The organism is Mesorhizobium monacense (assembly GCF_056781675.1).
In genome coordinates this window covers 575,946-597,793 of record NZ_CM165567.1, presented here as the reverse complement: position 1 = coordinate 597,793, position 21,848 = coordinate 575,946, and the positions used below count along the sequence as shown (strand labels likewise).

Genomic DNA, 21,848 nt, shown 5'->3' with positions numbered 1-21,848 from the left:
GTCCGATGCTGCGATTCCTGATGATACGCATAGCATCCGCGATACCGGTTCTCGCCATCCTGAGCCTGGTCACCTTCGCCATCATCCAGGCGCCGCCGGGCGACTACGCCGACTACATCCGCTCGCAGCTCATCAACCAGGGCGGCGCCTCCTTCGCCGAGGCGGACGCGCAGGCGCAGGCGTACCGGATCGAGCACGGTCTCGATAAGCCGATGCCGGTCCAGTATTTCAACTGGATCACCGGCATCGTCACCCGCGGCGATTTCGGCTACAGCCTCTATTACAACAAGCCGGTCGCCGACGTGGTCGGCGAAAGGCTGCCACGCACGCTGCTGCTGGCGCTGGTCTGCCACCTGCTCGCTTCGGTGCTGGGCATCACATTCGGCATCTGGGCGGCGACCCGGCAGTACAGTTGGATCGACAGCGCGCTGTCGGCTGTCTCCTTCCTCGGCATGACGGTGCCTCGCTTTCTGATGGCGCTGATCATCGTCTATCTGCTGGTCTTCCAGTTCAACGTGTCCGAGATCGGCAGCTTCTTTTCGCCGCAATATGGCGGTGCGCCGTGGTCATGGGCGAAGTTCGTCGACCTCGTCAAACATGTCTGGCCGGTCGTCGCGATCGCCACTTTCGGCGGGCTCGCCTACAACATGCGCGTCATGCGCGGCAATCTGCTCGATACGCTGAACGCGCAATATGTCGAAACCGCCCGAGCCAAGGGCCTGAGCGGCAGTGCGGTGGTCATGCGCCATGCGGTGCCCAATGCGCTGCATCCTCTGGTCATGTATCAGGGCGTGGTGCTGCCCTACATGCTCACCGGTGAGATCGAGACCGCGATCATCTTCGCCCTGCCGACCGTCGGTCCGGCGATCGTCGGCTCGATGGCGGTCGGCGACGTCTATGTCACCGCGACCTTCATGATGGTGCTGTCGGCGACGCTGATCGTCGGCAACATCATCGCCGACATGCTGCTCGCCCTGCTCGACCCCCGTGTCCGCCAATACGGAGGGGCGTGAGATGCTTGCGCGCGAGCCCTCGCTGCCGCCACCGCCCGAAGTATCGGTCGAGAAAGTGAAACGGCCACACGGCAATGAGAGCTATCTCGCGCTCGTCTGGCGTCGCCTGAAGCGATCCTGGACCGGTATGGCCGGGCTCATCCTGGTCGTGCTGCTGGTGCTGATGGCGGTGTTTGCCGATTTCTTCGCACCCATGGACCCCAAGATCACCGACATCGGTTTCGCCCCGCCGCAGATGATGAGCTTCCATGACAAGGACGGCAATTTCGTTGTCCAGCCGCGCGTCTATGCACTGGCGGATTCCGAGGAACTTGACCCCGTCACCTTCCAGCCGGTCGTCGGGCCGGATTATGACCATCCGCGCCTGCTCGGCTTCTTCGTCAAAGGCGCGGACTACAGGCTGCTTGGCCTGATCCCCGCAAACCGGCACTTCTTCGGCTCGACCGATGGCCAGCCGGTGCATTTCCTCGGCACCGACAAATTCGGCCGCGATGTGCTGGCCCGCGCCATCTACGGGTCGCGCATCTCCTTGATGATCGCGCTGACCGTGGTCTTCATCGTGACCGTGATCGGCACGACCGTCGGCATGGTATCGGGCTATTTCGGCGGCACGTTCGATGTCTGGGTGCAGCGCTTCGTCGAACTGGTGCTCGCCTTCCCGCAATTGCCGCTCTATCTCGCGCTGACATCGCTTGTCCCGGTGACGGCGCCAACCAACGTCTTCCTCGCCTTCGTGATCGTGATCATGTCGGCACTCGGCTGGGCGCAGATGTCGCGCGAAGTCCGCGGCAAGACGCTCGCGCTGGCCCGCATCGACTATGTTCGCGCGGCAATGGCGGTCGGCGCCACCGACCGCCGCATCATCATGCAGCATATTTTCCCCAATGTGATGAGCCACGTCATCGTTGCCGTCACCTTGGCGATCCCGAGTGTCGTGCTGCTTGAATCGTTCCTGGGTTTTCTCGGTTTCGCCGTGAAGCCGCCGCTGATCTCATGGGGTCTCATGCTGCAGGACACCGCGACCTACTCGGTCATCGGCACCTATCCCTGGATCCTCGCCCCAGTCGGCTTCGTGCTTGTCACCGTCTTCGCCTTCAACGCGCTTGGCGATGGGCTGCGCGATGCAGTCGATCCGTATTGAGGGGATGTGATGGCTGTCGCGCTCGTCAATACCTTCGCACCGCCTGTCCGGCTCGACCATGCCGGGCGTTCGGAAAACCCTGTCATCGATGCCCGCAGCATCGCCGTCGACTTCAAGGTCGAGGACGGCATGGTCCAGGCCGTCAAGGACATCTCCTTCCAGCTCTATCGCGGCGAGACGATCGCCATCGTCGGCGAATCCGGATCGGGCAAGTCGGTGACGGCGCGCACCGTCATGGGCCTGTTGTCGAAGCGCGCGGTCGTGTCGCCGAAATCGACCGTCGAGTATGACGGAGCGAACATCCTGAAATTTTCCGAGCGGGCCCGGCGCAAGCTGCGCGGCGACCGCATTTCGATGATCTTCCAGGAACCGATGAGCTCGCTCAATCCGATCTACACGATCGGCAGCCAGATCGTCGAAGCAATCCGGGTGCATCGCAAGACGAGCCGCAGGCAGGCCGAGGCACGCGCGCTCGAACTTCTGCAGCAGGTGCAGATCCCCGACCCCGCGGCAAGGCTGAAACAATATCCGCACCAGCTTTCCGGCGGCCAGCGCCAGCGTGTGATGATCGCCATGGCTTTGGCCAACGACCCGGACGTGCTGATCGCCGACGAGCCGACGACCGCGCTCGACGTCACCGTCCAGGCGCAGATCCTCAACCTCATTCGCAACCTACAGCAGAAATTGCGCATGGCGGTGATCCTGATCACCCACGACCTGACCGTGGTGCGCAAGTTCTCCGACTATGTCTACGTCATGCAGCACGGGGCGATGTGCGAGCACAATGTGACGGAGAGGCTTTTCGCCAATCCGCAGCATCCCTATACGCAGCACCTGCTTGGGTCCGAGCCGCGCGGCCAGGCCAATCCGCTGCCGGAAGGATCCGGCATCATTCTCGATGCCAAGGGCGTCCGCGTTTCCTTCATGTTGCGGCATGGCACCTTCTTCAAGCCTGACTGGCGCGAGCTTGTCGCCGTCGACAGTCTCGACCTCACCCTTCGCCGCCACGAGACGCTGGGGCTGGTCGGCGAATCCGGATCCGGCAAGACGACCTTCGGCGAGGCGCTGCTCAGGCTCAACAATGCCACCAGCGGCGAGATCCATTTCGACGGCCAGCCCATCCACGGCCGGTCGCGATCGCAGATGCGGCCATTGCGCTCGCGCATGCAGGTCGTGTTCCAGGATCCGTTCTCATCGCTCAACCCGCGCATGACGATCGGCCAGATCATCGAGGAAGGGCTGATCGTCAACAGCATCGGCGCCACCAAGAACGATCGCATCGAACGGGTACGCGATGCGCTGATCAGCGCCGGCATGCCGGGCAATATCCTGTCGCGCTTCCCGCACGAGTTTTCCGGCGGCCAGCGCCAGCGCATCGCCATTGCCCGCGCCATTGCTCTGGAGCCCGAATTCATCGTGCTCGACGAGCCGACATCGGCGCTGGACCTCTCGGTCCAGGCGCAGATCATCGAACTGCTGCGCAAGCTGCAGCGCGAACGCGGCCTCAGCTACCTCTTCATCTCGCACGATCTCAAGGTCGTGCGGGCGCTATGCCACCGCGTGATCGTCATGCAGCACGGCAAGATCATGGAAGAGGGTCCCGTCAACGAAGTTCTGTCCAATCCCAAAACCGCTTACACGGAACGGCTCGTCAAAGCCGCTTTCGAGGTAGCCTGATCGCATATGCCGGAGACTGTTATGGCAAGAAATCCCAAGATCGCATTCATCGGAGCTGGCTCCACCGTTTTCATGAAGAACATCGTCGGCGACGTGCTGCAGCGTCCCTCATTGTCCGGTGCAACGATCGCGCTGATGGACCTCAACCCGCAGCGCCTCGAAGAAAGCGCCATCGTCGTCAACAAGCTGATCTCGACGCTCGGGGTAAAGGCCAAAGCCGAGACCTACACCGACCAGCGCAAGGCGCTGGCGGGTGCGGATTTCGTCGTCGTCGCCTTCCAGATCGGTGGCTACGTGCCCTGCACGGTCACCGATTTCGAAGTTCCGAAGAAATACGGCCTGCGCCAGACCATCGCCGACACGCTCGGCGTCGGCGGCATCATGCGGGGCCTCAGAACCGTGCCGCATCTGTGGAAGATCTGCGAGGACATGCTCGCCGTCTGCCCGCAGGCGATCATGCTGCAATATGTGAACCCGATGGCGATCAACACCTGGGCGATCGCCGAGAAATATCCTGACATCAAGCAGGTCGGCCTCTGCCATTCCGTGCAGGGCACGGCGATGGAGCTCGCGCATGACCTCGACATTCCCTACGAGGAAATCCGCTACCGCTCGGCCGGCATCAACCACATGGCGTTCTATTTGCAGTTCGAGCATCGCCAGCCGGACGGCTCCTATCGCAACCTCTATCCGGATCTCGTGCGCGCCTACCGCGAAGGCCGTGCGCCGAAGCCCGGCTGGAACCCGCGCTGCCCAAACAAGGTGCGCTACGAGATGCTGACGCGGCTCGGCTACTTCGTCACCGAAAGCTCGGAACATTTCGCCGAGTACACGCCCTACTTCATCAAGGAAGGGCGCGAGGATCTGATCGAGAAATTCGGCATCCCGCTCGATGAATATCCGAAGCGCTGCATCGAGCAGATCGAGCGTTGGAAAGGGCAAGCGGAAGCCTACCGCTCAGCCGACAAGATCGAGGTCGAGCAGTCGAAGGAATACGCCTCCTCGATCATGAATTCGGTGTGGACGGGCGAGCCGTCGGTGATCTACGGCAACGTCCGCAACAATGGCTGCATCACCTCATTGCCCGAAAATTGCGCGGCCGAGGTGCCGTGCCTCGTCGATGCCTCCGGCATCCAGCCAACCTTCATCGGCGCGTTGCCGCCGCAGTTGACGGCGCTGATCCGCACCAACATCAACGTGCAGGAACTGACGGTCGAGGCGCTGATGACGGAAAACCGCGAACATATCTACCACGCGGCGATGATGGACCCGCACACGGCGGCCGAGCTCGACCTCGACCAGATATGGTCGCTGGTGGATGAACTGCTCGCGACGCATGGCGACTGGTTGCCCGCCTGGGCGCGCAAGGCGCGCGGCGTCCGGGCGGCCTGACATTCGCCACCAATGACACCGGCTGGTCCCTGCCGCCATGCCTCGCTGAAACGCATGGCTGGTTGGGATCAGCCCAATTCCAGGGTCGTGATCCCGAACACCTTTGACGAGGCAATCCGGGGCACGCCTCCCCGGTACATGCGGGTCGTCGTGAAGCCTGGTGTCAAGCCGCCCGCCTGAAGCGCTGCGATGAAACCGCTACTGGCCGCCGGCGCGTCGATGTGAAGCGCATCCCCCGCCATCGGCGCCGCCAGCGCCCCCAGCAATTGCAACGCGACGTGCGTATCGTCGGCCAAGAGCGGTCCGACCTTGAACCCCTCCCTGCACTGTCGCGCCACGCCGTAGCCGGAAACGCCTGCAGAATTCATCGCCACGAGCGCGATGCGCGGCGGCTGCAGCCAACCGCTGAGGAAAGCCTGCCGCGGCGCCGGGAAACATTTGCGGTCGTAAGCCAGGATGTCGGCTGTGTGCTCGGCTGCCACAGGTCTGATGCTACCGCCGCCGGCGAGGCCGGCGACACACCCGCTGTAGCGGACGGTCTCATAGGCTGGCACGAACCCCATGCGCCGGTAGTTGGCCCGCTGCTCGGCGACGCCGTCGAGCCCGACGCTGCGATTGCCGAGCCGCGCCATGCCGGCGTCCCAGACCGCCTTGCCATGCCCCTCGCCGCGCCTGTCCGGGCGGCAGATATAGAGGCCGATGAAGCCGAAGCCGGCGCCATAGGCGACGGCCGAAATGCCCGCCACCATCTGGCCGTCGACAAAGGCGCCGATGAAACCTTCTGGATCGGCTGCCTGGAACACGGCAGCATCGTCGAAACCGGGATTCCAGCCCTCGCCCGCCGCCCAGTCGACAAGGGTTTCAACCTCCGTTGAGGTCAGGGTCCGGATCGTTCGGGGCATTGCGATCACTCGGCGGCGAAGGCACCAGGGGCAAAGGATTCCAATGCGCCACGATAGGGCTTTACCAGCGGGTTTGCATAGGCGCCGCGTTTGGATGTCGACAGGCCAAGTGCAATCAACGCCTCTGCCTGCTTTACCGCGGCGCCGACGCCGTCGATCACCGGAACGTCGAACTCCCGCTGCAGCTCCGCCGCGAGGTCGGCCATGCCGGCGCAGCCGAGCACGATCGCCTCGGCACGATCCTCGTCGAGAGCGCGCGCGATCTCGCCGCGCAGTTTCTCGCCCGCGCCCGAAGCCGGGTCCTCGAGCGCTAATACCGGAATGTCGGCGGCCCGAACACGCGCTCGGCCCGCCATGCCGTAGCGGCGCACCAGCGCCTCGACGGGAACCCACGACCGTTTGGTCGTCGTCACCACGGTAAAACGCTGGGCGATGAAGGAAGCCATGCTAAGTGCCGCCTCGCAAATGCCAACGACCGGGATGTTGGCCATGGCACGCGCGGCATCGAGCCCGGTGTCGTCGAAACAGGCGATGACCGCCGCCTGCGCGCCCGCGCGCTCGCCGGCGGCGATTTCCACCAGCAGGCCCGGCACGGCAAGCGCCTCGTCATAATAGCCTTCGATCGACACCGGCCCCATCGACGAGGTGACGGCGACGATTTCTGTCCGCGCCCCGGCGACAGATCGCGCGGCGGCGCTGATCGTTTCGGTCATGCTGGCCGTGGTGTTCGGATTGACGACAAGGATCTGCACTGCGGTTCTCAAGCCGTTGCCCGGCGGCGGCCGACATAGAGGATGGCGCCGAGCGTCAGCAGGATCACCAGGAAGGAGAACACGGTCGTCACCGTGCCCAGCGCATAGAGCACCGGCGTCGTCACATTCGTCGTCATGCCGTAGATTTCCAGCGGCAGCGTGTTGAACGTGCCCGAGGTCATCAGCGTGCGCGCGAACTCGTCATAGGACAGCGTGAAGCCGAACAGGCCGACACCGATCAGGCTGGGCGCGATCATCGGCAGCACGACATGCGCGAAGGTCTGCCAGGAAGACGCGCCGAGATCGCGCGCGGCTTCCTCATAGGCCGGCGAGAAGCGGTTGAAGACGGCGAACATGATCAGCACGCCGAAAGGCAAGGTCCAGGTCAGATGCGCGCCGAAAGCCGATGTGTACCAGGCCGGGCGGAAGCCAATCTGCTGGAAGACGACGCCGATGCCGAGGCTGATGATGATCGACGGCACGACGAGGCTGGCGACAGCCAGATAGAACAGCGCCGTCGAGCCACGAAACCTGCGGCGAAAGGCGAGGCCAGCCAGCAGCGACACCACCACGGTGACGACCATCACCATCACCCCCAAAACCAGGGATCGCCTGAAACTGCCGCCGAAATCGCCGACCGCCTGGCGCTCGAACAGATTGGCGAACCAGTGCAGCGACACGCCATTGAGCGGGAAGGTCAGGCCGCCATTCTCGCCCTGGAAGGACAGGATGAGGATCGCCGAAAGCGGGCCATAGAGGAACAGCACGAAGAGGGCGAAGAGCGCCGCCAGCACATAGAATTCGAGGGTGCGCTTCTCGTGGCTCACGTCAGAGCTCCTTGCGGATGTCGACGATGCGCAGGATGCCGGCGACCATCAGCAGCACCAGCACCAGCAGCACGACCGCGTTGGCGGCCGCGGCCGGATACTGCAGCAGCGACATCTGGTTCTTCATCATCAGCGCGACCGAGGCGCTCTGCCCGCCCGACATCACCTGCACTGTCGAGAAATCCGCCATCACCAGCGTGACGACGAAGATCGTGCCGATCGCCATGCCGGGCTTGGCCAGCGGGATGACGACGTTCCACAGCACCTGCCAGCCGGAAGCGCCGGCATCGCGCGCGGCCTCGAACAGCGAGCAGTCGATGCGCATCAGCGTGTTGAAGATCGGCGTCACCATGAACAGCGTGTAGAGATGCACCATGGCCAGCACGACGGCGAATTCGGAATAGAGCAGCCATTCGATCGGCTTCGGCACCAGCCCCATATGCACCAGCGTCGAGTTGATCAGCCCGTTGCGGCCAAGCACCGGGATCCACGAGATCATGCGGATGATGTTGGAGGTCAGGAACGGCACGGTGCAGACCAGGAACAGCACCATCTGCATGGCCGTGGTGCGAATGTGAAAGGCGAGGAAATAGGCGACCCAGAAGCCGATGAACAAGGTCAGCGCCCAGACGATGACGGCGAATTTGATGGTGTTAAGATAGGTCTTCCAGGTGACCCAGGAACCCAGCACATCGGAATAGTTGGTGGTCAGGAAATCCGGATACATGGCCGCGAAGTCGTAGTCCCAGAAGGAGACGACGACGATCATGATGATCGGCAAAAGCAGGAACGCGCCAAGGATCAGCGCCAGCGGCGCCGACTGCAGATAGGGCGCGACGGCGCCGAGCGAAAAGCGGCGACGCTTGGCGGGTTTGGTTGCGGCGACGGTCGCAGCCTGGTTGAGAGCCACGGTCATGCGAAACAGCCTCCGCGTGTGACGGAAGGCCAACAATCCGACAGGCTGTGATCCTTCGCGCCCCCCTCTGTCCTGCCGGACATCTCCCCCACGAGGGGGGAGATTGAACTCTCACAACTGCCTTCGCCAATCTCCAACGTTGCTAAGCCGGCCATGAAGCTGCCAATCTCCCCCCTTGTGGGGGAGATGTCCGGCAGGACAGAGGGGGGCGCGAAGGATCGCAACATCACAGTGAACGCGTCCGCTTTACGCCGCGATGAACTCGTTCCATCGCTTCACCATGTAGCGGTCCTCGTCCATCACCGAGTTCCAGCAGGCGACCCGGCCCATGCGCTCTTCGAAAGAGCCGCCGTCGCGAACCGCACCGGCCTTTTCCATGACGGTGCCGTCGGGCGCCTTGATCTCGCCCTTGGCCGGCTTGCCCTCGATCCAGTAGCCCCACTCGTCCTCGGACATGAACTTCTTGGCCGAGACCATGTTGGCCGAATAGTAGCCCTGTCGGTTGAGATAGCCGCCGACCCAGCCGGACGTGTACCAGTTGATGTATTCGTAGGCCGCATCGAGCTCAGCGCCCTTCAGATGCGCCGCCAGGCCAAGGCCGCCGCCCCATGAGCGATACCCTTCCTTGAGCGGCTGGAAGCGGCAGGGGATGCCCTTGGAGCGCACGGCGGCCACCGCCGGCGACCACATCGACTGGATCACCACTTCGCCCGACGCCATCAGGTTGACGCTCTCGTCGAAGGATTTCCAGAAGGCGCGGAACTGGCCGTCCTGCTTGGCCTTGATCAGGAAGTCGATGGTCTTGTCGATCTCTTCCTTGGTCATGTTGCCCTTGTCGGCATATTTGATGTTGCCCATGGCTTCCATGATCATCGCCGCGTCCATGATGCCGATCGACGGGATATTGAGGATAGCGGTCTTGCCCTTGAAGGCCGGATCCATGATGTCGGCCCATGTGGTGATGTCGCGGCCGACGAGGTCGGGGCGGATGCCGAGCGTATCGGCATTGTAGATGGTCGGCACCATGGTGAACCAGTTGGTCGGCGCCTTGGCGAAGACCTTGCTGTCCTGCGCCTCGACATAGCCGACCGTGTGCGGCGCCGTGCCCTGGGCAATGACGCTGTCCGGTGTCAGCTTGCCGGTTTTGAACAGCGGCACCAGCTCGTCATAATATTTCAGCTTGCTGACATCCATCGGCTGCAGCACGCCGGTGGGGAACACCTTCTTGCAGATCCAGTATTCGATGTCGGCGATGTCGTAGCTGTCGGGTTGCGTCACGGCACGCTGAGCGGCGGCGTCGGAATCGGTCGCCGTCATCTCCAGCGTGATGCCGAGATCGGCCTTGCACTTGTCGGCTATGGCGTTGAGGTTCGACACCCCGGTGCCGAATTGGCGCAGCGTGATGTTCGACTGCGCCCAGATGGTCGGGAAGCCGGTGATGGCGCCGGTGCCGGCGGCAAAGCCGACCGCGGCGGCACCTGTCTTCAGCAGCGAGCGGCGGGAGATTCCTGTCTTCGTGTCTGTGGTGTTGGTCATGGTCAGTTCCCCTGTTCTGGTTGGTTATGCTGGTTCAGGAATCGAGACGGCCGAGAACGATCGCGTCCTCGGCGTCCCATGCGATCGGCACCGCGTCACCGACGGCAACCGGCTTGGCGAAGAAGTCGGTGTCGTCGACGATCACCGTGAAATCCTCGATGCCGGCGCCATTGACCGAGAGCTTCACGGTCGAGCCGCGGTATTCGACGTTGGCAGCGATGCCGGTGAAGCCGAGCCCCCTGGCTGGTGGCTCACCGATGCGCACATGGTCGGTGCGAATGGCGATATCGATCGGCTCGCCGATCTCCCTGCCCTGCCCGCTGGCCGCCAGCGAGCCACCCCCCGGCACGTCGAAGACGACCATGCTGTCGCGGCTGCCGGTGACGCGGCCCGAGACGACGTTGTGGTCGCCCATGAAGCGCGCGACGAAGGCCGTCGCCGGCCGCTCGAACACGGTGCGTGGATGCGCCGCCTGTTCGATCCTGCCGTCATTCATCACCACGATCAGGTCGGCGAGCGCCATCGCCTCCTCCTGGCTGTGGGTGACGTGGACGAAGGTGATGCCGAGCGAGGTCTGCAGCTTCTTCAGCTCGGCGCGCATGCGGACTTTCAGGAACGGGTCGAGCGCCGACAGCGGCTCGTCGAGCAGCAGTGCCTCGGGGTCGGTGATCAGGGCGCGGGCCAGCGCCACGCGCTGCTGCTGGCCGCCCGAAAGCTGCGCCGGACGGCGCGTGGCATAGGCCTCCATCTGCATCAGCTTCAGCATGTCGAGCGCCTTGGCGCGGCGCTCCTCCTTGCCGACGCCCTTCATCTTCAGGCTGAAGGCGACATTGTCGATGAGGTCGAGATGCGGGAACAGCGCATAGGACTGGAACATCATCGCCGTACCGCGCTTGGCCGGCGGCAGGTCGGTGACGACGGTATTGCCGAGGCGGACGTCACCGCTCGATATGCTCTCGTGCCCGGCGATCATGCGCAGCGTCGACGTCTTGCCGCAGCCGGACGGACCGAGCAGGCAGCAATAGGTTCCAGCCGGGATCTTCAGGCTGATGGCCTCGACGGCGGTCGTCGTTCCATAGACTTTCGAAACGGACACGATGTCGATTTCGGCGGCTTTGGACATTCCGTTCCTCGCTTTGGTCGCATGAACCAAAGCATCATGCGTGCCAGTTGCCCGGCACGGGCTTTAAGCGTTTGAATCCTAGGAATAATCGGTTCTCGGCTCGGTTGCTTGCTGAAACGGCATCCTTGTGCAGTGCACAAATTATGGGCGATTGTTAGCGATACAAGCAGAAATCGTATGCAATCTTTTCCGAGATCGCGTTCACTTTGGCTCTCGTCCATACGACCCGATTCAGGCTAGAAGGGTTTTGGGACCTTGCCGCCATGAACATAGCCGACCAGACATTCCCTGCTGTCGACGGTGCCAACGAGGATCGCGCCCAGGCGATCCGCGACCAGCTGCGTGACGCCATCGTCGACCGACGGCTGGCGCCCGGAACCAAACTGTCGGAGGGCGAGGTCGGCACGCTGTTCGACGTCAGCCGCACGGTTGCGCGCGCGGCACTCCAGATGCTTTCCTTCGAGGGCCTGGTGCGGACCGAGCGCAATCGCGGCGCCTTCGTCGCCAACCCGTCGCCGGAGGAAGCCCGCCAGGTCTTTGCCTCGCGCCGGCTGATCGAGCCCGGCATCGCCATCGCGGCGGCCGGCCGCATGACATCGGCTCACGTCGCCGCCTTCAAGACCCAGCTCGAGGAAGAGGGCCGCTTCATTGCCGAACGCGGACCGACCGCAAGGCGATCGGAAATCAAGGCGTCGGGCGATTTCCACCTGCTGCTGGCGTCGGTGGCCGGCAACGTCATCCTGCAGCGCTTCATGGAGGAACTGGTCGCGCGCTCCTCACTGGTGATCGCGCTCTACGGCCGCTCCGGCATTTCGAGCTGCGGCCACAATGAGCATTTGCAGATCCTCGATGCGCTGGAGGCCGGCAATGCCGAACGCGCCAGCGCGCTGATGCTGCACCACATCGACCATATCGAGGCCGATCTCGATCTTCGTGTCAGAAGCGGCCCGGCGCTTAGGCAAGCCCTCGAATTCTGAAAAGCGCTCCGCATGCCCGGCTGAGATCCGTTTGGATGTTTTGTCCGGTTTGCGGCCGCTGGACACAAACGGTGAAGACTGAAAATGTGATGTGTGTTGCACGGTTCGGGGGGCTGAATCGGAGCACATGGAGGATGGCGCTGAAAGCCGAAGATATTGCCGGCCATCCGGCGTTGCACCGCGCCGTTCAGGCACAGTCGCGGGCGTTGATAGAGATCTTTGAAACGAGCCCGCGGCTCGCCGCCGTCTTCGCCACCCAGCAGCGCTGGCTGATGGGCCATGTCGGCCTTGCGCTGCATTTCAGGCGCGATCCGCGCGACCGCCATACCGCGCTGACGACGGCGCGTTTCCTCGAGGCCATACGCCGGGATTCGGTCGCCAGCCGCAACACCGCCGAAGCCTTCCTCAAGGAGATGCTGCACTACAAGATCGCCGAATATCTTTCGACGAGCGAGGACGGGCGGGCTCATCCCATGCAGCCGACGGCGGCCACCGTGCAGACATTCACTGGCTGGGTCCTCGCGCATCTGCGAACCCTGGACAGCCTCGACGGCGGCAGCCGCTTGTCCACCTTCCTCGAGCACCCTGAACAGCTCGCCAAATTGCAGCCGCTGGTGGCCGACGGCCTTTTGGCTTCGGTACCGGTGCGCGAGCCCAAGCAGACCTTTTCCCTGTTCATCTGGCTCAACAATGGCGGCATCGTCATGGACTGGCTGATGTCCGGCATCGATCCCGAGAATGCCGGGCTCGACCAGATACCGACCAGCGTGGTGTCGATCGGCGAGTTCGCCAAATGGCTGAAGCTGTCGCGCACCCACCTCGCCCGCAAACTGCACGACGCCGAGGAACTCGGCAGCATCGGCTGGGCCGGCCAGCGCGGACATTCGCTGATGTGGGTCTCGAAGGGATTCTACCAGGAATACATGGCTGTCCAGGCGGCCAAGCTGGCCATCGTCGATGCCGCCTTCGAAGCTTGTTTTCCGCCAGCGGGCGATGGCTGAGCGCCAACGCGCAGCGGCTTTCCCGCGCACACCTGATCATGTCTTCGGCATCGCCGGTCCGCCGTCTGGCGGTCGCCAGCTGAAACTGCTATCGCCGTCTGGTCGTTGCAGGACGTGAGCGGGATCTGGGGGGATGGCTCTGAACGCTGAATAGATTTCCGGTCATCCGGCATTGCACCGCTGTGTCCGGGCGCAGGCGTTGGCATTGCTCCTGGCCTATGAGACGAAACCACGCCTTGCCTCCGTCTTTGCCACCCAGCAGCGCTGGCTGATGGCACATATCGGGCTCGCTTTGCACTTCAGGCGCGATCCGCGCGACTACCGCAAGGAGCTGACGACCGCCCGTTTCATCGACGTGATCCGCCAGCATGAGGTGGCCAGCCGCAACACTGCTGACGCCTTCGTCAAGGAGATGCTGCACTACAATTTCATCCAGCTTGTGCCGGCGAGCGAGGATGGGCGCATTCGGCCCCTGCAACCAACACAGCTCACTTTGGAGACCGTTGCGGGCTGGATGCTTGCCCATCTGCAGACGCTGGATAGCCTCGACGGCGGGGCCCGGTTGACCCGGTTGCTTGAGCAGCCTGCAATGCTGGCCAGATTGCAGCCGCTGGTGGCGGACGGCCTGCTTTCATCCAAATCGGTGCGCGAACCCAGGCAGACCTTTTCGCTGTTCACCTGGCTCAACAATGGCGGCGTCGTCATGGACTGGCTGATCTCGGGCGTCGACCCCGATCACGCCGGCCTGGACCATATCCCGACCGGCGTCGTTTCGATCGGCGACTTCGCCAGATGGCTGAAGCTGTCGCGCACGCATCTCGGGCGCAAACTGGGCGACGCCGAGGAGCTCGGCAGCGTCGGCTGGCTCGGCCAGCGCGGCAATTCGGTGATGTGGGTGTCGAACGACTTCTACCGCGAATACATGACCGCCCAGGCCGTCAAGCTCGCCATCATCGATGCTGCCTTCGAGGCGTGCTTTCCCGCATTAGTGGACGGCTGATCGCCTCAGAGCCCGCCGGAGCGTGTCTTCAGGATCGCCGAGAAACGCGGTTCGAAGGCGCGGCTGATCGGCTCGGCGGCTGCACCCAGCGCGATCGACCACGGATCGGTGATGCCGAGCTGCAGGCGCGGCAATGACCGTCCGGGCCGGTCGGCGATCGACGGCAGCAGCGGCTGCATCGCCTCCAGCAGGCGACGTGCCAGCGTCTCGGGCGCACCGCTGGTCAGGATCACGGTCTGCGGATCGAAAATCGTTTCGATGAGATGCACGCTCCAGCGCAAATCATGCGCCGCGCCCTTGATCCAGTTCATGACCTTCGGATCCTCGGCCAGCGCCAGCGTGTCCATCCGCTCATAGAGATGCGCGTCGGCGGCATCCAGTCCGAGATGCTGGTAGAGCGAGGCGAGCGAGGCGCGATGTTCGAGCGGCGTCGAGCCCGGGCCGGCCGGCGACAGCAGCGCCCTGCCGATCTCGCCGGCATTGCCGTTGCCGCCTGTGTAGAGCTCGCCATTCAGGATCAGACCTGCGGCGATGCCGTAGCCGACATAGAGGCAGACCGCGTGGTCGACGCCATGCGCGGCGCCGACGATGCGCTCCGCCGTCGCGCAGGCGGCGGCGTCGTTCTGCAACCCGACATTCAATCCGGTGCCTGACGCCAGCGTTTCCAGCAGCGGGAACTTCTGCCAGGCTGGCATCATCCATTTGTCATCGGAATTCTTCAGCCCGAACGGGCCGGGCATGGCGACGCCGAGGCCGACCAGCCGGCTTTCGGACTGGCTGGAAATGCCGGCAAGTTCACGCCGAACGCCATCGATGAGACCGAGGATGACCTTGACGCCTTCCGACGGTTCGTCGAGCGGCAAGTTCGCCTCGGCCCGCGTCAGCACGCTGCCGACCAGGTCGACGACGACCGCTCGAGTCAGGTGCCGGTCGATCTGCAGCCCGATGGCGAAGGCGCCCTCCGGGACCAGCCTGTAGGGGGTCGAGGGCTGCCCCCTGCCCTTGCGCACCGTATCGAGGGCGACGACCAGCCCGTCGCGCTCGAGATCCTCGATGATGTTCGAAACCGCCTGTTTGGTCAGCTGCGTCGCCCGCGCCAGGTCGGCTCTGGACAGCGCGCCGTTGAGCCGCAGCGCCTCGATCATGACGCGGCGGTTGTGCGCGCTGGTGCCTTCCTGGTTGGTGCCGCTTTTGGCACGGATCGAGCTGTTTTCGTTCACCGGCGTTTCCCTCTTGACACCATTAAAGGATTGATCGACTAATTAAGTCAAGCGGATTGACTTAATAGCGAAGCCGAGCGCTCCATAAGAAGACGGCCAAGGCTCCATGCCTATCGCCTCCGATCGCTCGAGCAAGCCCAGGTCACCGCGACATCAATTCGGGAAGGCGATGCAACGCCGACTCGCCAACGCCGGAAATGGGAGATGACAAATGCTGAAATCGATCGGTAAGACGCTTCTGGGCGCGGTCTTCGTCGGAGGATTGCTGGTTCCCCACGCTTTCGCCGAAACAACGCTGAACGCGCTTTTCATGGCGCAGGCCGCCTACAGCGAGGCCGACGTCCGTGCCATGACGGATGCCTTCGCCAAGGCCAACCCGGACATCAAGGTCAATCTCGAATTCGTTCCCTATGAGGGTCTGCACGACAAGACGGTGCTCGCGCAGGGCTCGGGCGGCGGCTACGACGTCGTGCTGTTCGACGTCATCTGGCCGGCCGAATATGCCACCAACAAGGTGCTGGTCGACGTCTCGTCGAAGATCACCGAAGACATGAAGAAGGGCGTGCTGCCGGGTGCCTGGACCACCGTCGAGTATGAGGGCAAATACTATGGCATGCCCTGGATCCTCGACACCAAGTACCTGTTCTACAATAAGGAAATCCTGGAGAAGGCCGGCATCAAGAGCCCGCCCAAGACCTGGGACGAGCTGAGCGAACAGGCCAAGATCATCAAGGACAAGGGCCTGCTGGCGACGCCGATCGCCTGGAGCTGGTCGCAGGCCGAAGCCGTGATCTGCGACTACGCCATGCTGGTCAGCGCCTATGGCGGCGATTTCCTCAAGGACGGCAAGCCGGACTTCCAGAATGGCGGCGGGCTCGACGCGCTGAAATACATGGTCGCCAGCTACAAGTCGGGCGTCACAAATCCGAATTCCAAGGAATTCCTCGAAGAGGACGTCCGCAAGGTGTTCGAGAACGGTGACGCCGCCTTCGCGCTCAACTGGACCTACATGTACAACATGGCCAACAATCCGAAGGACAGCAAGGTCGCGGGCAAGGTCGGCGTCGTGCCGGCGCCGGGCATTGCCGGCAAGAGCGAGGTCTCGGCCGTCAACGGCTCGATGGGTCTTGGCGTCACCGCGGTCTCCAAGCATCCGGACGAAGCCTGGAAGTACATCGAGTTCATGACCTCGCAGGCGACGCAGAACCAGTACGCCAAGCTCAGCCTGCCGATCTGGGCGTCGTCCTACGATGACCCGGCCGTCACCAAGGGCCAGGAAGAACTGATCGCCACGGCGAAGGTCGGGCTTGCCGCCATGTATCCGCGCCCGACGACGCCGAAATACCAGGAGATGTCGACCGCCCTGCAGCAGGCGATCCAGGAAGCGCTGCTCGGATCGGCTACGCCTGAAGATGCCTTGAAGACGGCTGCGGAAAACAGCGGCCTCTGAGCCATCGTTCCTTGAATCGCGGGCGGCTTTTGGCCGCCCGTGTTATTCAGAGCCTGCATTTTCTGAGAACAAGAAGAGGCGCCTCCTATGTCAGGCACCTGGATGACGACCCGTGCGTGGCTGCTGATGCTGCCGCTTCTCGTGGTCATGGTCGCCGTCATCGGCTGGCCGCTCGTCGATACGGTCGGGCTTTCCTTCACCGACGCCAAGCTGGTCGGCACGGCGGGCAATTTCGTCGGCATCGACAACTACACCAAGATGCTGTCCAGCTCGAACTTTTCGCGCACGCTGGTCACCACGACCTGGTTTGCCGTCGCGTCCGTCGCCATAGAAATGGTGATCGGCGTTCTGGCAGCACTTTTGCTGAACCAGGAATTTCGCGGCCGCACCTTCTTGCGGGCGCTGATGATCCTGCCCTGGGCGCTGCCGACCGTGGTCAACGCCACGCTCTGGCGGCTGATCTACAATCCCGAATATGGAGCGCTGAACGCGACGCTGACGCAGTTGCACCTCATCGATGCCTATCGCTCCTGGCTCGGCGAACCGGGTACCGCATTGGCGGCGCTGATCATCGCCGATTGCTGGAAAAACTTTCCGCTGGTCGCTCTGATCGCGCTCGCCGCCCTGCAGGCCGTGCCGCGCGACATCACCGCCGCTTCGCTGGTCGACGGCGCCGGGCCGTTCGCGCGCTTCCGCTTCGTCATCCTGCCATACCTCGCCGGACCGCTGATGGTGGCGCTGGTGCTGCGCACCATCGAGGCCTTCAAGGTCTTCGACATCATCTGGGTGATGACGCGCGGCGGCCCGGCCAACAGCACGCGCACGCTGTCGATCCTCGTCTACCAGGAAGCCTTCTCCTTCCAGCGCGCCGGTTCCGGCGCTTCGCTGGCGCTGATCGTCACCTTGCTCGTCACCGTGCTGGCGCTCGCCTATGCCGCACTGGTGAAGAAGACCGCCGGGAGTGCCACCTGATGGAACGCAAGAGCCCCGCCTTCACCGTCTTCATCTACGTCTGCGCGGTCCTGCTCGCCGTCGTCATCGTCGCTCCGATTGCCTGGCTGTTCGTCATGAGCATTTCGCCGGCCGCCGACCTCGCCGCCAAGCCTTTGCGCTGGTGGCCGCAGAGCGCCGACTTCTCCCGCTACCGGCAATTGCTGTCGACGGCCGAAAACAGCGCCGGAGCCGCCTTCACCGCATCGCTGCGCAACAGCCTAGAGATCGCCGGCATGGCGACGCTTGCCGCACTGCTGCTCGCTATCCCCGCCGGCTGGGCGGTCTCGCGCACACCGTCGATCGGCTGGTCGCTGTCGATGGTGATCGCCACCTACATGCTGCCGCCGGTGGCGCTCGCCGTGCCGCTTTACATGGGCCTTTCCTATCTCGGCCTGCTCAACAATGTCTTCGGCCTGGCGGTGGTCTACCTGACCATATTGGCACCCTTCACCACCTGGCTGATGAAATCGGGTTTCGACGCCATACCGCGCGAGATCGAGGCGGCGGCGATGATCGACGGCGCCGGCCTGTTCCAGACGCTGCGCATCATCACGCTGCCGCTGGCGGCACCCGTGGTGGCGACGTCGGCGCTGTTTGCGGTGCTGCTTGCCTGGGACGAGTTCTTCTACGCCTTGCTGTTCACCTCGGACCAGCGCGCCAAGACGCTGACTGTCGCCATCGCCGATCTCGCAGGCGGCCGCGTCTCCGACTACGGGCTGATCGCCACCGCCGGCGTGCTCGCCGCCCTGCCGCCTGTGCTGATCGGCCTGGTCATGCAGCGCGCACTGATTTCCGGCCTCACCAGCGGCGGCGTGAAAGGATGATGATGACTGCAGGAAAACCCCGCCCGACTGGCCTTCTCGCGATCGACCGCGAAATGGCGCGCCAGCATGCGGACGCCATCGCCTCGTTCAGGCAGAACGCGACTATCGCGGCAAAGGTCGCAGCCGCGATACGGCAGAGCGGCCGTTTGCTCCTGCTCGGCATGGGCGGCTCGCATGCGGTCGGGCGCGCCGTCGAACCGCTCTACCGGGCGCACGGCATCGACGCCCTCGCTCTGCCGCTCTCCGAGCAGTTGGGACAGCCGCTGCCGCTTGCCGGCAGGACCGTGCTCGTCACCTCGCAGTCCGGCGAAAGCGCCGAAGTCGTCAGATGGTTCGCAGAATCCAGCAGGGCGTCCAATACCTTCGGCCTGACGCTGGAGAGCGCATCTTTCCTTGCCCGGACCGTGCCCTGCCTGGTCGGTGCCGGCGGCACTGAACTCGCCTTCGCCGCGACCCGCAGCCTGACCGTCAGCTTCGCTTTGCATCTGGCCATCCTCTCGGCTCTCGGCGACGATCCCGCCGCCGCACTGGCGGCGCTGGAAGCTCCTGAAGACGCCGACATCGACAACGCGCTTGCCGCCTTGAGCGGTGCAACGACCATCGTCACCTCCGGCCGTCGCCTGCAGGGCCTTGCCGAGGCGCTGGCGCTTGGCCTCGCCGAACTGTCGCGGCTGCCGTGTTTTTCCCTCGAAGGCGGCCAGCTTCGCCATGGGCCGATGGAGATGCTTGGCCAGCGCACCGGAATCATCCTGTTTCGCGGCGACGACCCGACGGCGGAGCTGGTGACCGCCATGGCCATCTCCGTGGTCGAGGCCGGCGCGCCGCTCGTCATCTTCGATTCCTCCGGACAGGCGCCGGTCGCTGGAGCCGTGACGCTCGCCTTCAAGCCGGCTTCGGGGCTGGCGGCGATCCTGGCCATGCTGCCGGTGGCGCAGCGCCTGATGATCGCCTTCGCCGACGCCCGCATCGACAATGCCGGCACGCCGGTCCGCTCCACCAAGATCACCAGGAGCGAATGAATGCGGCCGCTTGCAGTGATCGGCAACGTCAATGTCGACCTGATCGTCGGGCCGGTCGCACCGTGGCCCAAGGCGGGGACCGAGACCGTCGTCGACCATGACGAGTTGCGTGTCGGCGGACAGGCAGGAAACACGGCACTCGCCTGGCAGGCGCTGGACGTCGACTTCGACATCGCCGCCAATGTCGGCGACGACCAGTTCGGCCGCTGGCTGCGTGAAGCCTTCGGCCACCGCGCCGAAAGATGGCCGGTGTGCCCCGAAGGCACGACACTGTCCGTCGGCATGACCCATCCCGACGGCGAGCGCACCTTCTTCACCACGCGCGGCCACTTGCCGCGCTTGAGCCTCGCCGACGTGCTTGCGGTCCTCGATGGCAGCCGGCTGTCAGGCGGACACGCGCTGCTCTGCGGCTCCTTCCTCACCGACGATCTCACCCGCGATTATGACGCGTTCTTCGACTGGGCAGACAGGCATGGCATTGCCGTGGCGCTGGACACCGGCTGGCCGATGAACGGCTGGACGCCGGCGAACTGCGCAGCCGCACGCGCCTGGCTGTCGCGCTGCGAGCTGGCGCTGTTCAACGAGGTCGAGACGCTTACCCTTGCCGCATTGGAAGACCCCGTCGATGCCGCGCGCGAGATCAGGTTCGGCATGAAGAAAGGCGCTGTAGTCGTGGTCAAGCGCGGACCGCAAGGCGCCCTTGCCGTCGGGCCGAATGGCGCCCTCGTCGAAGCGCCGGCGCCCGACGTGAAGGTCGTCGACACGATCGGCGCCGGCGACGTCTTCAACGCCGCCTTCCTGGCGGCACAGGCACGGGATCAATCTCTGGCCTCGTGCCTCTCCTTCGCGACACAGGTGGCCTCCCGCGCCATCTCCACTTTGCCCCGCAACTATGGCGGAGCCCTGCAATTCGAGGACGCCAGCCATGAGCGCGCTTGAAATCCGCGACATCCGCAAGAACTACGGCGCCGTCGAGACGCTGAAAGGCATCGACATCGCGCTGGAAAGCGGTGAGTTCCTGGTACTGCTCGGCTCGTCCGGCTGCGGGAAGTCGACGCTGCTCAACATCATCGCCGGCCTCGCCGAAGCGACCAGCGGCGAAGTGCTGATCGGCGGCCGCTCGGTGCTCGGCGTCCATCCCAAGAACCGCGACATCGCCATGGTCTTCCAGTCCTACGCGCTCTATCCGAACCTTACCGTTCACCGCAACATCGGTTTCGGGCTGGAGATGCGCAAGGTGCCTGTCGCCGAGCGCGACAAGACGGTACGCGACGCGGCGAAACTGCTGCAGATCGAACCCCTGCTCGACCGCAAGCCCGGCCAGCTTTCCGGCGGCCAGCGCCAGCGCGTCGCCATCGGAAGGGCGCTGGTGCGCAAGCCGCAGGTTTTTCTCTTCGACGAGCCGCTCTCAAACCTCGACGCCAAGCTGCGCCTGGAAATGCGCACCGAGTTGAAGCGCCTGCACCAGATGCTGCAGACCACCGTCGTCTACGTCACCCACGACCAGATCGAGGCGATGACACTGGCAACACGCATCGCCGTCATGCGCGACGGCAGGATCGAGCAACTTGGCGCACCCGAGGACATCTACAACCAGCCGGCGACGCTCTACGTGGCGGGCTTCGTCGGCGCGCCGTCGATGAACATGCTGCAGGCAACCGTCGAGAATGGACAGTTGGCAATAACCGGCTCGGACGTGCGGTTGCCGCTGCCCGCCTGCTTCAGGAATTCGGCACCGAACGGCGCGCCGGTCGTTGTCGGCATCAGGCCCGAGGCGCTTCGCCTGGCGGCCGGAACAAGCCCAGAATTTTCGTTGCCGGTCGAGATCGAAGTGGTCGAACTTACCGGCCCGGAACTGGTCACCACCGCCCGCATCGGCAACCAACGGCTGACAGCTTGCCTGCCGCCACGCGTCCGCGTCGCCAAGGGCGAACCATGCGTCTTCACCTTCGACGAAGACGCGCTGCGCCTGTTCGATCCGGCGACCGGCAAAGCCTTCGAAATAGCCATCTAAAAACAAGAACCGACAACGCCTCGGGGCGTTGTCGGTTCTTTGTTTGACAGTTCGGCGGTCGCGGCGGCCGA

General features: G+C 64.0%; 20 protein-coding genes. 13 read left to right on the top strand and 7 right to left on the bottom strand.

Features of this window, described 5'->3' with window-relative positions:
* The first annotated feature begins 5 nt into the window (after nucleotides 1-5).
* The 4 genes from AC1RUK_RS02750 to melA are packed head-to-tail and all read left to right on the top strand — an operon-like array spanning nucleotide 6 to nucleotide 5,223.
* On the top strand, nucleotides 6-1,013 hold the full coding sequence (locus AC1RUK_RS02750; protein ID WP_436173246.1) for an ABC transporter permease: 1,008 nt from the start codon (nucleotides 6-8) through the stop codon (nucleotides 1,011-1,013).
* Between the two features lies 1 nt (nucleotide 1,014).
* A complete protein-coding gene (locus AC1RUK_RS02745; protein ID WP_481836860.1) occupies nucleotides 1,015-2,154 on the top strand; it encodes an ABC transporter permease in 1,140 nt (379 codons plus the stop codon).
* Nucleotides 2,155-2,163: 9 nt separating this feature from the next.
* A complete protein-coding gene (locus AC1RUK_RS02740; protein WP_481836861.1) occupies nucleotides 2,164-3,831 on the top strand; it encodes an ABC transporter ATP-binding protein in 1,668 nt (555 codons plus the stop codon).
* Between the two features lie 21 nt (nucleotides 3,832-3,852).
* Nucleotides 3,853-5,223 carry an alpha-glucosidase/alpha-galactosidase gene (gene melA, locus AC1RUK_RS02735; protein WP_481836862.1) on the top strand — a complete coding sequence of 457 codons (1,371 nt, stop codon included), beginning with the start codon at nucleotides 3,853-3,855 and terminating at the stop codon, nucleotides 5,221-5,223.
* 68 nt (nucleotides 5,224-5,291) lie between these two features.
* Here melA and AC1RUK_RS02730 read toward each other — a convergent pair whose 3' ends face one another.
* From AC1RUK_RS02730 to AC1RUK_RS02705, 6 genes are all read right to left on the bottom strand, one after another.
* A complete protein-coding gene (locus AC1RUK_RS02730) occupies nucleotides 5,292-6,125 on the bottom strand; it encodes a GNAT family N-acetyltransferase (RefSeq protein ID WP_481836863.1) in 834 nt (277 codons plus the stop codon).
* Nucleotides 6,126-6,130: 5 nt separating this feature from the next.
* Nucleotides 6,131-6,877, bottom strand: coding sequence for an aspartate/glutamate racemase family protein (locus tag AC1RUK_RS02725; RefSeq protein ID WP_481836864.1), 747 nt, complete (start codon nucleotides 6,875-6,877; stop codon nucleotides 6,131-6,133).
* 8 nt (nucleotides 6,878-6,885) lie between these two features.
* On the bottom strand, nucleotides 6,886-7,704 hold the full coding sequence (locus AC1RUK_RS02720; RefSeq protein ID WP_481836865.1) for an ABC transporter permease: 819 nt from the start codon (nucleotides 7,702-7,704) through the stop codon (nucleotides 6,886-6,888).
* Between the two features lies 1 nt (nucleotide 7,705).
* Nucleotides 7,706-8,620, bottom strand: coding sequence for an ABC transporter permease (locus AC1RUK_RS02715; RefSeq protein ID WP_481836866.1), 915 nt, complete (start codon nucleotides 8,618-8,620; stop codon nucleotides 7,706-7,708).
* A gap of 246 nt (nucleotides 8,621-8,866) precedes the next feature.
* The gene (locus tag AC1RUK_RS02710) at nucleotides 8,867-10,156 is read right to left on the bottom strand and encodes an ABC transporter substrate-binding protein (RefSeq protein ID WP_436173254.1); all 1,290 of its coding nucleotides are present in this window, start codon (nucleotides 10,154-10,156) and stop codon (nucleotides 8,867-8,869) included.
* 34 nt (nucleotides 10,157-10,190) lie between these two features.
* On the bottom strand, nucleotides 10,191-11,279 hold the full coding sequence (locus AC1RUK_RS02705; protein ID WP_481836867.1) for an ABC transporter ATP-binding protein: 1,089 nt from the start codon (nucleotides 11,277-11,279) through the stop codon (nucleotides 10,191-10,193).
* A 263-nt stretch (nucleotides 11,280-11,542) separates the two neighbouring features.
* Here AC1RUK_RS02705 and AC1RUK_RS02700 point away from each other — a divergent pair, with 263 nt between their 5' ends.
* The 3 genes from AC1RUK_RS02700 (at nucleotide 11,543) to AC1RUK_RS02690 (ending at nucleotide 14,257) form a co-directional block, all read left to right on the top strand.
* Nucleotides 11,543-12,256 carry a GntR family transcriptional regulator gene (locus AC1RUK_RS02700; protein ID WP_481836868.1) on the top strand — a complete coding sequence of 238 codons (714 nt, stop codon included), beginning with the start codon at nucleotides 11,543-11,545 and terminating at the stop codon, nucleotides 12,254-12,256.
* Nucleotides 12,257-12,390: 134 nt separating this feature from the next.
* Entirely contained in the window at nucleotides 12,391-13,257 is an 867-nt protein-coding gene (locus AC1RUK_RS02695; RefSeq protein WP_481836869.1) for a hypothetical protein, read from the top strand.
* Nucleotides 13,258-13,411: 154 nt separating this feature from the next.
* Entirely contained in the window at nucleotides 13,412-14,257 is an 846-nt protein-coding gene (locus AC1RUK_RS02690) for a hypothetical protein (protein ID WP_481839599.1), read from the top strand.
* Between the two features lie 5 nt (nucleotides 14,258-14,262).
* Here the strand turns inward: AC1RUK_RS02690 and AC1RUK_RS02685 are convergent, their stop codons facing one another.
* Nucleotides 14,263-15,477, bottom strand: coding sequence for an ROK family protein (locus AC1RUK_RS02685; RefSeq protein ID WP_481836870.1), 1,215 nt, complete (start codon nucleotides 15,475-15,477; stop codon nucleotides 14,263-14,265).
* Between the two features lie 211 nt (nucleotides 15,478-15,688).
* Between AC1RUK_RS02685 and AC1RUK_RS02680 the strand changes: the two genes are divergently transcribed.
* The 6 genes from AC1RUK_RS02680 to AC1RUK_RS02655 all read left to right on the top strand — a co-directional run bounded on the left by AC1RUK_RS02680 (nucleotide 15,689) and on the right by AC1RUK_RS02655 (nucleotide 21,777).
* Nucleotides 15,689-16,927 carry an extracellular solute-binding protein gene (locus AC1RUK_RS02680; RefSeq protein WP_481836871.1) on the top strand — a complete coding sequence of 413 codons (1,239 nt, stop codon included), beginning with the start codon at nucleotides 15,689-15,691 and terminating at the stop codon, nucleotides 16,925-16,927.
* Between the two features lie 87 nt (nucleotides 16,928-17,014).
* Nucleotides 17,015-17,899 (top strand): carbohydrate ABC transporter permease, encoded by an 885-nt coding sequence (locus AC1RUK_RS02675; RefSeq protein WP_481836872.1) that lies wholly within the window; start codon nucleotides 17,015-17,017, stop codon nucleotides 17,897-17,899.
* Nucleotides 17,899-18,744, top strand: a complete 846-nt coding sequence (locus AC1RUK_RS02670; RefSeq protein WP_481836873.1) for a carbohydrate ABC transporter permease — start codon at nucleotides 17,899-17,901, stop codon at nucleotides 18,742-18,744. The genes AC1RUK_RS02675 and AC1RUK_RS02670 overlap by 1 nt, the downstream gene beginning before the upstream one ends.
* A complete protein-coding gene (locus tag AC1RUK_RS02665; protein WP_481836874.1) occupies nucleotides 18,741-19,763 on the top strand; it encodes an SIS domain-containing protein in 1,023 nt (340 codons plus the stop codon). The genes AC1RUK_RS02670 and AC1RUK_RS02665 overlap by 4 nt, the downstream gene beginning before the upstream one ends.
* Nucleotides 19,764-20,702 (top strand): PfkB family carbohydrate kinase, encoded by a 939-nt coding sequence (locus AC1RUK_RS02660; RefSeq protein ID WP_481836875.1) that lies wholly within the window; start codon nucleotides 19,764-19,766, stop codon nucleotides 20,700-20,702.
* The gene (locus tag AC1RUK_RS02655; protein WP_481836876.1) at nucleotides 20,689-21,777 is read left to right on the top strand and encodes an ABC transporter ATP-binding protein; all 1,089 of its coding nucleotides are present in this window, start codon (nucleotides 20,689-20,691) and stop codon (nucleotides 21,775-21,777) included. The genes AC1RUK_RS02660 and AC1RUK_RS02655 overlap by 14 nt, the downstream gene beginning before the upstream one ends.
* Nucleotides 21,778-21,848: the final 71 nt, after the last annotated feature.

What these genes read in the sequence shown, in the direction of transcription:
- AC1RUK_RS02670 (WP_481836873.1), top strand. Translation starts at nt 17,899, where the DNA reads ATGGAACGCAAGAGCCCCGCCTTCACCGTCTTCATCTACGTCTGCGCG.
- AC1RUK_RS02675 (WP_481836872.1), top strand. Translation starts at nt 17,015, where the DNA reads ATGTCAGGCACCTGGATGACGACCCGTGCGTGGCTGCTGATGCTGCCG.
- AC1RUK_RS02715 (WP_481836866.1), bottom strand. Translation starts at nt 8,620, where the DNA reads ATGACCGTGGCTCTCAACCAGGCTGCGACCGTCGCCGCAACCAAACCC.
- AC1RUK_RS02695 (WP_481836869.1), top strand. Translation starts at nt 12,391, where the DNA reads ATGGCGCTGAAAGCCGAAGATATTGCCGGCCATCCGGCGTTGCACCGC.
- AC1RUK_RS02655 (WP_481836876.1), top strand. Translation starts at nt 20,689, where the DNA reads ATGAGCGCGCTTGAAATCCGCGACATCCGCAAGAACTACGGCGCCGTC.
- AC1RUK_RS02700 (WP_481836868.1), top strand. Translation starts at nt 11,543, where the DNA reads ATGAACATAGCCGACCAGACATTCCCTGCTGTCGACGGTGCCAACGAG.
- AC1RUK_RS02745 (WP_481836860.1), top strand. Translation starts at nt 1,015, where the DNA reads ATGCTTGCGCGCGAGCCCTCGCTGCCGCCACCGCCCGAAGTATCGGTC.
- AC1RUK_RS02750 (WP_436173246.1), top strand. Translation starts at nt 6, where the DNA reads ATGCTGCGATTCCTGATGATACGCATAGCATCCGCGATACCGGTTCTC.
- AC1RUK_RS02660 (WP_481836875.1), top strand. Translation starts at nt 19,764, where the DNA reads ATGCGGCCGCTTGCAGTGATCGGCAACGTCAATGTCGACCTGATCGTC.
- AC1RUK_RS02740 (WP_481836861.1), top strand. Translation starts at nt 2,164, where the DNA reads ATGGCTGTCGCGCTCGTCAATACCTTCGCACCGCCTGTCCGGCTCGAC.
- AC1RUK_RS02665 (WP_481836874.1), top strand. Translation starts at nt 18,741, where the DNA reads ATGATGATGACTGCAGGAAAACCCCGCCCGACTGGCCTTCTCGCGATC.
- AC1RUK_RS02710 (WP_436173254.1), bottom strand. Translation starts at nt 10,156, where the DNA reads ATGACCAACACCACAGACACGAAGACAGGAATCTCCCGCCGCTCGCTG.
- AC1RUK_RS02730 (WP_481836863.1), bottom strand. Translation starts at nt 6,125, where the DNA reads ATGCCCCGAACGATCCGGACCCTGACCTCAACGGAGGTTGAAACCCTT.
- melA (WP_481836862.1), top strand. Translation starts at nt 3,853, where the DNA reads ATGGCAAGAAATCCCAAGATCGCATTCATCGGAGCTGGCTCCACCGTT.
- AC1RUK_RS02680 (WP_481836871.1), top strand. Translation starts at nt 15,689, where the DNA reads ATGCTGAAATCGATCGGTAAGACGCTTCTGGGCGCGGTCTTCGTCGGA.
- AC1RUK_RS02705 (WP_481836867.1), bottom strand. Translation starts at nt 11,279, where the DNA reads ATGTCCAAAGCCGCCGAAATCGACATCGTGTCCGTTTCGAAAGTCTAT.